Origin of the sequence: Streptomyces sp. NPDC017529 (assembly GCF_044329785.1) — a bacterium.
Lineage (GTDB): Bacteria > Actinomycetota > Actinomycetes > Streptomycetales > Streptomycetaceae > Streptomyces.
Window position 1 is genome coordinate 34,750 of the sequence record NZ_JBIRJY010000006.1, and the last position, 12,762, is coordinate 47,511.

At 72.6% G+C, this 12,762-nt stretch carries 13 protein-coding genes; 7 read left to right on the top strand and 6 right to left on the bottom strand.

Going from position 1 to position 12,762, the window contains the following annotated elements:
* Window positions 1–137: 137 nt before the first annotated feature.
* Together ACH4K4_RS17155 and ACH4K4_RS17160 are read right to left on the bottom strand one after the other, a co-directional pair.
* Window positions 138–1,781, bottom strand: coding sequence for a cation acetate symporter (locus tag ACH4K4_RS17155; RefSeq protein WP_398168085.1), 1,644 nt, complete (start codon window positions 1,779–1,781; stop codon window positions 138–140).
* A complete protein-coding gene (locus tag ACH4K4_RS17160) occupies window positions 1,778–2,122 on the bottom strand; it encodes a DUF485 domain-containing protein (protein WP_398168086.1) in 345 nt (114 codons plus the stop codon). Before ACH4K4_RS17160 ends, ACH4K4_RS17155 begins: the two co-directional genes overlap by 4 nt.
* A gap of 190 nt (window positions 2,123–2,312) precedes the next feature.
* On the opposite strand from ACH4K4_RS17160, the gene ACH4K4_RS17165 reads away from it, so the two are divergent.
* Both ACH4K4_RS17165 and ACH4K4_RS17170 read left to right on the top strand, forming a co-directional pair.
* Entirely contained in the window at window positions 2,313–2,501 is a 189-nt protein-coding gene (locus ACH4K4_RS17165; protein ID WP_398168087.1) for a hypothetical protein, read from the top strand.
* 199 nt (window positions 2,502–2,700) lie between these two features.
* A complete protein-coding gene (locus tag ACH4K4_RS17170) occupies window positions 2,701–4,221 on the top strand; it encodes a S8 family serine peptidase (RefSeq protein ID WP_398168088.1) in 1,521 nt (506 codons plus the stop codon).
* Window positions 4,222–4,296: 75 nt separating this feature from the next.
* Here the strand turns inward: ACH4K4_RS17170 and ACH4K4_RS17175 are convergent, their stop codons facing one another.
* The 3 genes from ACH4K4_RS17175 to ACH4K4_RS17185 are packed head-to-tail and all read right to left on the bottom strand — an operon-like array spanning window position 4,297 to window position 6,983.
* On the bottom strand, window positions 4,297–5,343 hold the full coding sequence (locus ACH4K4_RS17175; RefSeq protein ID WP_398168090.1) for a zinc-dependent alcohol dehydrogenase family protein: 1,047 nt from the start codon (window positions 5,341–5,343) through the stop codon (window positions 4,297–4,299).
* A gap of 18 nt (window positions 5,344–5,361) precedes the next feature.
* Complete coding sequence (locus ACH4K4_RS17180; RefSeq protein WP_398168091.1) at window positions 5,362–6,069, bottom strand: lysoplasmalogenase; 708 nt, start codon at window positions 6,067–6,069, stop codon at window positions 5,362–5,364.
* Window positions 6,066–6,983 carry a sterol desaturase family protein gene (locus ACH4K4_RS17185; protein WP_398168093.1) on the bottom strand — a complete coding sequence of 306 codons (918 nt, stop codon included), beginning with the start codon at window positions 6,981–6,983 and terminating at the stop codon, window positions 6,066–6,068. The genes ACH4K4_RS17180 and ACH4K4_RS17185 overlap by 4 nt, the downstream gene beginning before the upstream one ends.
* A 323-nt stretch (window positions 6,984–7,306) precedes the next feature.
* Here ACH4K4_RS17185 and ACH4K4_RS17190 point away from each other — a divergent pair, with 323 nt between their 5' ends.
* From ACH4K4_RS17190 to ACH4K4_RS17210, 5 genes are all read left to right on the top strand, one after another.
* The gene (locus ACH4K4_RS17190; RefSeq protein WP_398168094.1) at window positions 7,307–8,338 is read left to right on the top strand and encodes a DEDDh family exonuclease; all 1,032 of its coding nucleotides are present in this window, start codon (window positions 7,307–7,309) and stop codon (window positions 8,336–8,338) included.
* A 63-nt stretch (window positions 8,339–8,401) separates the two neighbouring features.
* Entirely contained in the window at window positions 8,402–8,635 is a 234-nt protein-coding gene (locus ACH4K4_RS17195) for a hypothetical protein (protein WP_063726112.1), read from the top strand.
* 57 nt (window positions 8,636–8,692) lie between these two features.
* On the top strand, window positions 8,693–9,526 hold the full coding sequence (locus ACH4K4_RS17200) for an SURF1 family protein (protein WP_398168095.1): 834 nt from the start codon (window positions 8,693–8,695) through the stop codon (window positions 9,524–9,526).
* A gap of 29 nt (window positions 9,527–9,555) precedes the next feature.
* Entirely contained in the window at window positions 9,556–11,340 is a 1,785-nt protein-coding gene (locus ACH4K4_RS17205) for a glycoside hydrolase family 15 protein (RefSeq protein ID WP_398168097.1), read from the top strand.
* Between the two features lie 5 nt (window positions 11,341–11,345).
* Window positions 11,346–12,101, top strand: coding sequence for an SDR family oxidoreductase (locus ACH4K4_RS17210; RefSeq protein WP_398168099.1), 756 nt, complete (start codon window positions 11,346–11,348; stop codon window positions 12,099–12,101).
* A 48-nt stretch (window positions 12,102–12,149) separates the two neighbouring features.
* On the opposite strand, the gene amaP is transcribed toward ACH4K4_RS17210, so the two are convergent.
* A complete protein-coding gene (amaP, locus tag ACH4K4_RS17215) occupies window positions 12,150–12,755 on the bottom strand; it encodes an alkaline shock response membrane anchor protein AmaP (protein ID WP_398168100.1) in 606 nt (201 codons plus the stop codon).
* Window positions 12,756–12,762: the final 7 nt, after the last annotated feature.

The following is a 12,762-nucleotide window of genomic DNA, read 5'->3' on the forward strand; positions in this document are numbered from 1 at the left end:
TTTTCTTTCTTTTGCCTGCTGGCCGTGGGGGTTTCTCACCCACTTCGCCTTGTTTGCTGCACGGGGGGGGGGGGGCGGGGTTTGGGGGCCCCCCCCCCCCCCCCCCCACCCGCCTCCCGTACAGGAGCCTGCCCGGGTCAGTGGGCCCCGGTGCCGGTCAGCGAGCGCACCTCCAGCTCGGCGTACTTCTTCACGTCCGGCTCCTCCTTGGACAGCAGCGAACCGAGCCAGCCCAGCAGGAAGCCCAGCGGGATGGAGATCAGGCCGGGGTTCTCCAGCGGGAAGAAGTGGAAGTCCACGCCGGGGAACATCGAGGTGGGCTTGCCGGAGACGACCGGCGAGAAGAGCACCAGCAGCACCGAGGAGACCAGGCCGCCGTAGATGGACCACAGTGCGCCCTGGGTGGTGAACCGCTTCCAGAACAGGCTGTAGAGGATCGTCGGCAGGTTGGCGGAGGCCGCGACGGCGAAGGCGAGGGCCACCAGCCCCGCGACGTTCAGGCCGCGCGCGAAGACGCCGAGGACGATGGCGACGGCGCCGATGCCCACGGTCGCCCAGCGTGCCGCGCGCACCTCCTCCTTCTCGGTCGCCTGGCCCTTGCGGATGACGTTGACGTACAGGTCGTGGGCGAAGGACGAGGACGAGGCCAGGGTGAGCCCGGCGACGACCGCGAGGATGGTCGCGAAGGCCACCGCCGAGATCACGGCCAGCAGGATCGCGCCGCCGGTGGAGTCGGCGCCGCCGCCGATCTCCTGGGCGAGCAGCGGTGCCGCCGTGTTGCCCGCCTTGTTGGACGCGACGATCGTGGCGGGCTTGATGAGGGCGGCGGCGCCGAAGCCCAGCGCGATGGTCATCAGGTAGAAGACGCCGATGATGCCGATCGCCCAGTTCACGGACTTACGGGCGGCCTTGGCGGTGGGCACGGTGTAGAAGCGGATGAGGATGTGCGGCAGGCCCGCGGTGCCCAGGACCAGCGCGATGCCCAGCGAGATGAAGTCGATCTTCGAGGTGGCGGTCACGCCGTACTTCAGCCCCGGCTCCAGGAAGGCGGCGCCCTTGCCGCTCTCCTCGGCCGCCTTGCCCAGGAGTGTGGAGATGTTGAAGTCGAACTTGAGCATCACCAGGAACGTGATGAGCAGGGTGCCCGCGATCAGCAGGACGGCCTTGACCATCTGGACCCAGGTGGTGCCCTTCATGCCGCCGATGGACACGTACAGGATCATCACGATGCCGACCAGGACGACGACCAGGATCTTGCCGGTCTCGCTGGTGATGCCGAGCAGCAGCGTGACCAGGGCGCCGGCGCCCGCCATCTGGGCGAGCAGGTAGAAGATCGAGACGACGATCGTCGAGACGCCGGCGGCGGTGCGGACCGGGCGCTGACGCATCCGGTACGCGAGGACGTCGCCCATCGTGAAGCGCCCGGAGTTGCGCAGCGGCTCGGCGACCAGCAGCAGCGCCACGAGCCAGGCGACGAGGAAGCCGATGGAGTACAGGAACCCGTCGTAGCCGAAGAGGGCGATGGCGCCGGCGATGCCCAGGAAGGACGCGGCGGACATGTAGTCACCGGAGATCGCCAGGCCGTTCTGGAAGCCGCTGAACTGGCGGCCGCCCGCGTAGAAGTCCTCGGCGCCCTTGGTCTGCCGGCCGGCCCAGACGGTGATGCCCAGGGTGCCGGCGACGAACACCGCGAACAGCGTGATGATCAGCGCCCGGTGCTCGCCGGCGCCGCCCGCCGCGAGCTGCTGTGCGCCGGTGGCGAGCTGCTGGGCCGGGCTCATGCGCCACCCTCCAGGCGGGACTTGATCGCTTCGGCCTTCGGGTCCAGGTTCGCGGCGGCGTGCCGGGAGTACCACCAGGCGATGAGGAAGGTGGTCACGAACTGTGCGACGCCCAGGACGAACGCCACGTTGACGTTGCCGAAGACCTTGGTGCCCATGAAGCCGCCCGCGTAGCTGGAAAGCAGCACGTACAGCAGGTACCAGGCGATGAACGCCACGGTGAGCGGAAAGGCGAACGAACGGTAGGAACGGCGCAGTTCGGTGAATTCCGGGCTCGTCTGGACCTCGGCGAAGTCCGGCGGCCGGTGCGACCCCGGATCGGTGGGCGGTGCGGTGCTCACGGAATCTCCCGGTTGCGTAGCGGTTGCGTAGGTACGGACGACGGAGCCCGACGATAAAGGGTGCGTAAGTGATTCGGATCACGCATCGTAGAGGGGTGGCATGCGAAGCGACAGAGGTCGGTTGGTTGAATTCCGCAGGAAGCGCGGGTGCCGGCCGCCACCGCGGCGGGGCCCGTTCGTTGGGCAGCGTGTGACCTCCACGCCGCCCGCCGAGCCCACGGGGCCCGGCCGCCGCCCGTACGGAACCGTGCGGCTGGCCGCCCCCGTCGCGCCCTCGGCGGCCCTCCGGCGCCCCGTCCGGGCGGCCCCGGGGCGCTGGTACGGCCCGCGGCTGCCACTGCCGCCGCTGAGCCTGGCGTCGCTGCGGCATACGTCCTGACGCGGGACGCGCGTTACTGACGGGGCATCAATCCGCGGCTTGTGGCAGGTTTTCTCCCTGATCCATTGATGTTCCGTGGTCGACACGGATAACTTCACGGGGACTTGCCGCGCGACGGGGCCATTCCCCCGTACGGCGGTATTCACCTGCCCGCACGCGACCCGTGTGCGGGCGGTTTCACGGATGAGGTGGAGTACCCATGGCGCATCCCCGATCCAGACGGGTGCGGGCGCTGGCCGTACCGCTCGGACTGGCCCTGACGGCATCCCTCGGCTTCCTGCCGGGCGCGGCCACCGCCGCCCCCCAGGACGCGGCCCCGGCCGCCGTCACCGCCGACGGCCCGCTGCTCTCGTACGTCGTCAACGCCACGCCCGGCCGTGCCTCGGTCGGCCAGGTGTCGAAGGCGATAACCAAGGCCGGCGGGAAGGTGATCGTCGCCCACGAGAAGATAGGCGTGATCGTCGTCCACTCGGCGAACCCGCTGTTCGCGGCCACCATACGCAAGGCGCCCGGCGTGCAGTCCGCCGGCGCCACCCGTACCGCGCCGCTCAAGGCGTCCGGCACCACGGACGTCGGCAAGCCCCAGAAGGTCGAGAAGCTCACCGCCGACAAGGCGGCCAAGGCGGCCCGCGCGGCCACGGCCAAGGGCGACGACCAGGAGCCGCTGGAGCCCCTCCAGTGGGACCTCCCCGCCATCAAGGCGGACCAGGCCGCGAAGATCGACGAGGGCAGCAAGAAGGTCACCGTCGCCGTCATCGACACCGGCGTGGACGACACCCACCCCGACCTGAAGCCCAACTTCGCCCCCAAGCAGTCGGCGAACTGCGTAGGCGGCGTGGCGGACACCTCCCCCGGCGCCTGGCGCCCGTACGACCCGGCCGAGGACTACCACGGCACGCACGTCGCGGGCAGCATCGCCGCCGCGCGCAACGGTGTCGGCGTGGCCGGTGTGGCACCGGGTGTGAAGCTCTCCGCCATCAAGGTCAGCGAGCCCAAGACGAGCCTGTTCTACGCCGAGAGCGTGGTGTGCGCCTTCGTCTTCGCGGCCGACCACGGCGCCAAGGTGACGAACAACAGCTACTTCGTCGACCCGTGGATGTTCAACTGCAAGGACGACCTGGACCAGGGCGCCATCGTGGACGCCGTCGGCCGGGCCGCGAAGTACGCCGAGGGCAAGGGCGTGGTGAACGTCGCCGCGGCCGGCAACTCCAACATGGACCTGGCGGCGGCGCAGCTGACCGACACCGGCAGCCCGAACGACTCGACGCCGGTCACGCGCACCATCGACCCGAAGAAGTGCTGGGACGTGCCGACGCAGCTGCCGGGCACCGTCACGGTGGCCTCGACGGGCGTGAAGGGCCTGAAGTCGTACTTCTCGAACTACGGCAACGGCGTGATCGACGTGGCGGCGCCGGGCGGCGACAACCGCCAGGTCCCGGAGCTGCCCGCCAAGCACGGTGGCATCCTGTCCACCATGCCCGGCGGTGACTACGGCTACCTGCAGGGCACCTCGATGGCCAGCCCGCACGTCGCCGGTGTCGTGGCGCTGCTGAAGGGCACCCACCCCAAGTCCAGCCCGCAGGAGATCCAGTGGCTCCTGAAGATGCAGGCCGACAACCCGGGCTGCCCGGCCGCCGACAAGACGTGCACCGGTACGCAGCACGTCAACGGCCACTACGGCTACGGCATCGTGGACGCCCTGGACGCGGTCCGGGACTGAAGCGCCTGAAGGACCGGTGACGGTCCGGTGGGGGCCGGGCGGGACACCGCCCGGCCCCCGAGGCGTCTTCGCCGGTCAGGGCTTGACCAGTACCTTCAGTGCGCTGCGGTCGTCCATGGCGCGGTAGCCGTCGGGCACGCCGTCGAGGTCCACGGTCAGGTCGAAGACCGGCGACGGGTCGACGGTGCCGTCCAGGACGTCGGGCAGCAGCTCGGGGATGTAGGAGCGGACGGGGGCGACACCGCCACGTACCGCGATGTTGTTCTGGAACAGCGTCCCCATGTCCAGGCCGCTGCCGCTGCCGTGCGGGACGCCGACCCAGCCGATGGCGCCGCCCGGGCGGGTGATGCCGACGGCCGTGGCCATGGACTGCTCGGTGCCGACGGCCTCGATGACGGCGTGCGCGCCGCGGCCGCCGGTCAGCTCGCGGACCGCGGCCACGGCCGCGTCGCCGCGCTCGGCGACCACGTCGGTGGCGCCGAAGGTGCGGGCCAGGTCGGTACGGGCGGTGTGCCGGCCGAGCGCGATGATCCGCTCGGCACCCAGCCGCCTGGCGGCGAGCACACCGCACAGGCCGACCGCGCCGTCGCCGACCACCGCGACCGTCGCGCCGGGCCGTACGCCCGCGCCGACCGCCGCGTGGTGGCCGGTGCCGAGCACGTCGGAGAGCGAGAGCAGCGCGGTGAGCAGCCGGTCGTCGCCGGCCGCGTCGGCGGGCAGCCCGACCAGGGTGCCGTCGGCGTACGGGACACGGACGGCCTCGCCCTGGCCGCCGTCCGAGCCGGGGGTGCCGCCCCAGAAGCCGCCGTGCTCGCAGGAGGTCGTCAGGCCCTCGGCGCAGAACTCGCACACGCCGTCGGACCAGGTGAAGGGCGCGACGACGAGGTCGCCCGGGCGGAAGCCGGACACCGCGGGGCCGGTCTCCTCGACCGTGCCGAGGAACTCGTGGCCGATCCGCTGCCCGCACTCGCGGTGGGTCTCGCCCCGGTAGGCCCACAGGTCGCTGCCGCATATACAGGCCCGCAGCACCCGCACCACCGCGTCCCCCGGCTCCCTGACCGCGGCGTCCGGCACCTCCTCGACGCGGATGTCACGGGGTGCGTGGATGGTGGTGGCGCGCATACGTACGTTCCTTGCACTTCAGACGGTTGTACTACGCACCTCACCGTACGCCCGTGTGGTACCGGCGCCCCCGGTCCGTTCGCGCCCCGCGTACGCCCGCCGTACGCCGTCGGCCAGCGCGTACTGGGCCGCCGTGTAGGTCAGCATGACCCAGAACTGGGCGGCGGGCGGCTGCTGCCAGTGGGCCAGACCTGTGGCGAGCAGCGTGTCGGAGAACAGGAAGAGCAGCCCGCCGAGCGCGGCCCCCGGGCCGAGCCGCAGGGCGCCGAACGCCGTCGCGGTGAGCAGCAGGCTGTACCCGGCCACCGGCCCGCGCAGGTCCGCCGCCAGGTCGGGCCACAGCAGGGCGACGGCCCCGAGCCAGGCGGCCGCGTATCCGGCGGCGAGCGGTCCGGAGAGCCGGCGCCCGCCGGGGAACGCGCCGCGCCGGGCGAAGAGCACCAGGTAGCAGACGTGCCCGGCGGCGAAGGAGCCCATGCCGACGAGGAACAGCCCGTCGTCGCCGGTCTGGAGGAGGGTGTCGCCGCCGCAGCCGAAGAGCAGCGCGGCGGCGAGCAGCCGGGGCGCGCCGGCCGCCAGCACGTACGCGGCCAGCACCGGCATCAGCGCGGGCTTGGTCAGGTGGGCGACGGTGGTCGCGGCGGTGAGCAGCGCGCCGAGGTGGACGACGGCGAGCACGGCGAAGGCGCCGAGCAGGACCCGCGCCGTCCGTGCGGTGGTCGTCACGCGACGGGCTCCTTCGTGGCGGGCTCCTTCGCGGCGGCGGTCTCGGCGGCCTTGGGCGCCTTGACCGTGTCCGGTGCCCCGGTACCGGCCGGCTGCCACCCCGGCCCCCGGAACACCCGCCCCGCCCGCTCGCTCCAACTGCCCGCGGCCCGCACGTCGCGCGCGATGGCCGCGTACTCGTGGGTGGCGACCCGCAGCGGGTTGTAGGTGTTGATGTTCTTGGTGAGCCCGTACACCGGCCGTTCCGTCTCCGGCACGAACGAGCCGAACACCCGGTCCCAAATGATGAGGATGCCGCCGAAGTTGCGGTCCAGGTAGCCGCCTTGCGAGGCGTGGTGCACCCGGTGGTGGGAGGGCGTGTTCAGGACGTACTCGAACGGCCTGGGCAGCTTGCCGACGCGCTCGGTGTGCACCCAGAACTGGTAGACGAGGTTGGTCCCCGAGCAGAACGCGACCGCGGCCGGGTGCACGCCGAGCGCGATCATCGGTACGTAGAACGGCCAGACGGTCCAGGTCGTCCAGGGCTGGCGCAGCGCGGTGGTGAAGTTGAACTTCTCGCTGGAGTGGTGCACCACGTGGCAGGCCCACAGGACGCGGATGACGTGGTGGCCGCGGTGCGACCAGTAGTAGAAGAAGTCCTGCGCGAGCAGCATCAGCGGCAGCGTCCACCACAGCACGGGCACCCGCAGCGGCGTCAGCGTGTAGACGGCCGAGTAGACCGCCACGATCGGGATCTTCCACAGCGCGTCGAAGACGAGGCTGCCCAGTCCCATACCGACGCTGGTCGCCGCGTCCTTCGCCGCGTACCCGGCCGCTTCCTCGTCGGGACGCAGCCGGTAGCTCACCATCTCCACGACGGTGAGCAGGACGAAGGCGGGCACGGACCACAGCACGACATCGGGCAGGTGCGGCATGTCGGCACCATAGAGGCGCCGACGGGGGCCTCGCTAGGGGTGGTTACCGAGAAGTATGTAAGACGGGGTGTCAGCGGCGGGCCTTCCGTATGCACCACCGCGAACCGGACCTTTGCGACTTAACGCCACAGGAGGGGTCCGGCGGCAGCCCGACACGGGAGGGGACCGCGCGCCACCGCGTGGCCGCTTCCCCCGTTCGGGGCCCAACGGACGGCGAGCCGCCCCGCGTTCACGCAGGCCCGCCACCCGGCGTGCGGGCGCGGACCCGGCGGGGGCGGGGAGGGCGGTGGTGTTGTCAGTGGGGGCCCGTATCCTCAGTGACCATGCTCGAAGACCGTATGGCAGCAGCCCGCCCGATCACCCCGGCGATCGGGCAGCAGCCGTCCCCTCCGGAGGCCGCGACCTCCTGGCCGGACGCGTACCCGAAGGGGTACGCGGTCGTCGACGTGGAGACCACCGGCCTGGCCCGCGACGACCGGATAGTGTCCGCCGCCGTGTACCGGCTCGACACCCACGGCGAGGTCGAGGACCACTGGTACACCCTGGTCAACCCGGAGCGGGACCCGGGCCCGGTGTGGATCCACGGCCTGACGAGCGACGTGCTGTCCGCCGCGCCGCTCTTCCCGGAGATCGTCCCCGAGCTGTCGAAGCGGCTGGAGGGGCGCGTCCTGGTCGCGCACAACGCGATGTTCGACTGGTCGATGATCGCCCGCGAGTACGCCCGCGCCGAGGCCGAGGCCCCCGTGCGGCAGCGGCTGTGCACGATCGCGCTCTCCAAGGAGCTGCGGCTGCCGCTGCCCAACCACAAACTGGAGTCCCTCGCCGCCCACTACGGCGTCGTGCAGCAGCACGCCCACCACGCGCTCGACGACGCGCGGGTGCTCGCCGAGGCGTTCCGCCCCAGCCTGCGGCTGGCCGCCCAGGCCAACCTGCGCCTGCCGCTGCTGGCCTGCCAGCCGCTCACCGAGTGGGCCGAAGGACCGGCGGCGCCCCGGCAGCGGCCCGCCGCTGCCGCCTACCGCCCGACGAGCTGGCGCCCGGCACGCAAGCGGCCCGCCTGCCCGTACCCGAACCCGGGGCGGTACGAGCCCGGCGCCCGTCTCGTGCAGGGCATGCGGGTGGCGTTCTCCGGCGACACCTCCGTCGACCGCGAGCTGCTGGAGGACCGGGCGATCGAGGCCGGCCTGCATGTGGCCACCAGCGTCTCCCGGCTGACCAGCCTGCTGGTCACCAACGACCCCGACGCGCGCACGTCCAAGACCGCCAAGGCCGCCTCCTTCGGCACGCCGGTGATCGACGAGGCGGCCTTCATGCAGCTCCTCCAGGACGTGGCCCCGGCGCCTGCGTCCGGGTGAAGCCCCACAACACGCCTGGGGCAGGCTCGCCCCGCCGCCCGTCGCACCCGCACCCTGTGGCGCATGGCACGTTGTGAGGTCTGCGGAAACGAATACGGCATGACGTTCGAGGTGCACGCACAGGGCGCGGTGCACGTCTTCGACTGCTTCTCCTGCGCCATCCACCGCATGGCGCCGATCTGCGAGCACTGCCGGTGCCAGATCATCGGCCAGGGCGTGGAGGCCGCCGGGCGGTGGTTCTGCGGCGCCCACTGCGCCCGCGCGGAGGGGCAGGCGGGCATCGTCGACCGGGTCTGAGGGGCTCGGCCGACCCCGGCTCGGAGGGGCCGGACGCCGGAGTTGTACCTTCATGGGGTGTACCGCTTCCTGTTGTCCCGGCAGTGGGTGATCCTCACCCTCGTGGGCCTCGTGCTGATCCCAGTGATGATCAAGCTGGGCTTCTGGCAGTTCCACCGCCACGAACACCGGGTCGCGCAGAACCAGCTCATCTCGGACAACCTGCACGCCCGTCCGGTGCCGGTCACCGACCTGACCGCCCCCGGCCGGAAGCTGCCCCGCGACGACATGTGGCGCCGGGTCACCGCCACCGGCACGTACGACACGGAGCACGAGGTCGTGGTCCGCCAGCGGACCGCCGCCGACGAGCAGACCATCGGCTACTACGTGCTGACCCCGCTGGTGCTGGACCAGGGACGCAAGGGCGCCACCGTCCTGGTCAACCGCGGCTGGATCGCCGCCGGCAACGACCTCACCCGCTTCCCCGAGGTGCCCGCGGCCCCCAAGGGCCAGGTCACCGTCACCGGCCGGATGATGGCGGACGAGACCACCGAGGGCAGCGGTATCAAGGACAAGCGCGGCCTGCCGGAGCGCCAGGTCATGCTGATCAACAGCGAGCGGCAGGCAGCGGCCCTGCACCGCCCGGTCCTCGGCGGCTACATCGAGCAGACCGCGCCGAAGCCGCCCGGCGGCAAGCCCGAGCCGGTGCCCGAGCCGGACCACGACAGCATCGGCCCGCACATGGCGTACGCGGTCCAGTGGTGGCTGTTCGCCGCCGCGGTGCCCGTCGGCTGGTTCGTCCTGGTCCGCCGGGAGCGGCGGGACCGGCTCGCGGCCGCCGCCGGGGGCGCCGACACCGCCGAATCCGCCCCTGCCGCGCACCCGGGCCGTACAGTCGCCAGCACCGAATAGCCGCCGGCCGCTGACGGAAGGGGCGCCGCGTGCACGCACCCATCGAGGACTACGCGCTCATCGGTGACCTGCAGACCGCCGCCCTGGTCGGCCGCGACGGCTCGGTCGACTGGTTGTGCCTGCCCCACTTCGACTCCGCCGCCTGTTTCGCGGCGCTGCTCGGCGACCGGGAGAACGGGCACTGGCTGCTCGCCCCCGCCGGCCCCGACGCCCGCCCCGAACGCTCCTACCGCGGCGACTCCCTCGTCCTGGACACCGTCTGGCACACCGGCACCGGCCGGGTGCGGGTCACCGACTTCATGCCGCAACGCGACCGCGCGCCGGACGTCGTGCGCATCGTGGAGGGCCTGGAGGGCGACGTCGCCATGCAGGGGGTGCTGCGGCTGCGCTTCGACTACGGCCTGGTCGTGCCCTGGGTCCGGCACGTCGGCGACTGCCGCGTCGCGGTGGCCGGGCCCGACTCCGTATGGCTGCGCACCGAACCCGAGGTCAAGACCTACGGGCAGGGGTTCAGCACCCGCTCGGAGTTCACCGTCGCGGCCGGCGAGCGGGTGGCATCCGTGCTGACCTGGCACCCCTCGCACGAGCCGCGCCCGGCCGTGATCGACCCGTACGAGGCGCTGGAGAACACCCTTGAGGACTGGCAGGCGTGGTCGGCGCGCTGCCGCTACGACGGGCCCCACCGCGCGGAGGTGCTGCGCTCGCTGATCACGCTCAAGGCCCTCACCTTCGCCCCCACCGGCGGCATCGTCGCGGCACCCACCACCTCGCTGCCCGAGGAGCTGGGCGGCGTGCGCAACTGGGACTACCGCTTCTGCTGGCTGCGCGACGCCACGCTGACCCTCAACTCCCTGGTGACCGCCGGATACACCGAAGAGGCGGCGGCCTGGCGGGACTGGCTGCTGCGCGCCGCGGCCGGCAACCCGGCCGACCTCCAGATCATGTACGGCCTGGGCGGCGAGCGGCGGCTGCCGGAGACCGAGCTGCCCTGGCTCGGCGGCTACGCCGGCTCCACTCCCGTACGCATCGGCAACGCCGCCGTCGACCAGCGGCAGCTCGACGTCTACGGCGCGGTGCTGGACTCCTTCCACATCGCGCGCGTCGCGGGCCTGCCCTCCAAACCGCACGCCTGGAACATCCAGCGCGCGCTGCTGGACTTCCTGGAGTGCCACTGGCGCGAACCGGACGAGGGGCTGTGGGAGGTCCGCGGGCCCCGCCGGCACTTCGTGCACTCCAAGATCATGGCGTGGGTGGCCGCCGACCGCGCCGTCAAGGCGGCCGAGTCCCGGCCCGAGCTGGAGGGGGACGTCGGGCGCTGGCGCGCGATGCGCGACGAGGTGCACCGCGAGGTGTGCGAGAAGGGGTACGACGCGGAGCGCAACACCTTCACCCAGTCCTACGGCTCGGACCTGCTGGACGCGGCGACCCTGCTGATCCCCCGCCTCGGCTTCCTGCCCGGCGACGATCCGCGGGTCGTCGGCACGGTCGACGCGGTCCGCGGGGAACTGGCGCACGGCGGCTTGATACGGCGCTACAGCGCCGACGCCACCACCGTGGACGGGCTGCCGGGCGGCGAGGGCGCGTTCCTGGTGTGCTCGTTCTGGCTCGCCGAGGCCCTGCATCTGACCGGGCGGCCGGAGGAGGCCCGCGAGCTGTTCGACCGGCTGCTGGAACTGCCCAACGACCTGGGGCTGCTGGCGGAGGAGTACGACCCGGTCGCCGGCCGCCAGCTGGGCAACTTCCCCCAGGCGTTCAGCCACATCGGCCTCATCGGTACCGCCTTCACCATGTTCGGGTGCGGCGGGGCAGACTGACCCCTATGGATCTAGGACTCACCGACCGGACCTACATCGTCACCGGCGCCACCCGCGGCCTGGGCCTGGCCACCGCGCGCGAACTCGTCGCCGACGGCGCGAACGTCGTGCTCACCGGCCGTACGGAGGACAGCGCGCGGACCGCCGCCGCCTCGCTCGGCGACCGGGCGCACGGCGTCGCGGCGGACAACGCCGACCCCACCGCCGCCGCGCGCCTGGTCGAGACGGCCCGCGAGCACTTCGGCCGGCTCGACGGCATCCTCGTCAGCGTCGGCGGCCCGCCGCCAGGACAGCCCACCGAGAACACCGACGAGCAGTGGCAGGCCGCCTTCGAGACGGTCTTCCTCGGAGCGGTACGGCTCGCCCGCACGGCGTCCGCCGCGCTCGGCGACGGCGGCGCGATCGGCTTCGTCCTGTCCAGCTCCGTCTACGAACCGGTCAACGGGCTGGCCATCTCCAACGGCCTGCGGCCTGGCCTGGCGGGCTACGCCAAGGCGCTCGCCGACGAGCTGGGCCCGCGCGGCATCCGGGTCTTCGGCGTCCTGCCGGGACGGATCGCCACGGACCGGCTGACGCAGCTGGACGCGCTGTCCGGAAACCCCGAGGAGGCCCGCGCCCGCAACAGCGCGGCGATCCCGCTGCGCCGCTACGGCGAACCGGAGGAGTTCGGCCGCACCACCGCGTTCCTGCTGTCGCCGGCGGCCTCGTACGTCACGGGCGTGATGGTGCCGGTGGACGGCGGCGCCCGGCGCGGCTTCTGACCACGGCCGGCCGTGCGGCGCCCGGCGGGCGCCGCACGGGCCCGGTGGCTAACTCACCCGCTCGGCCCGGTGCTTGACCGCCCGCAGCCGTACCTCGGCGGGCAGCCGCTCCAGCCCGGCCGAGGTGCGCGCGCGCTCGATCGCCTCCGAGGAGAGCCGCGCGACCACGGCACAGGGCTCCGCGTGCGGGGCGAGCGCCAGACCGACCCGTACCCGCGGCTCCGTACGCCGTCCGGTCAGCAGCACCCGGGCCCGGTTCACGCCCTCCAGCGACTCCGACTCCGCCGCCAGCACGCTCTCCAGCGCGCGGCCGCGCAACTGAGCGCCCTCGCCGTCGCCGCTGTCCACGAGCATCTCGCGCAGCCGGTGCCGGCGGAACTGGGACAGCAGCCACCACAGCGCCAGCAGTACGAGCACGGCCAGCGCGGCGATGACCACCGGCCACCACCAGCCGCTGTCCGTCCAGCGCGTCCGGTCCTCGGCCCGCAGCAGGACGTCGCCGGGCCCGGACCAGCGCCAGCCGGACGGCATGCCGAAGCCCCACTTGCGCGGCAGGTCGAGGCCGCCGGCGAGCACCGTGCCGCCGACGCCGATCAGGACCAGCCCCGCCAGGGCGAGCAGCACCCGGTTGACCGTTCGCAGGGTCTTGCGCATCGCCGTG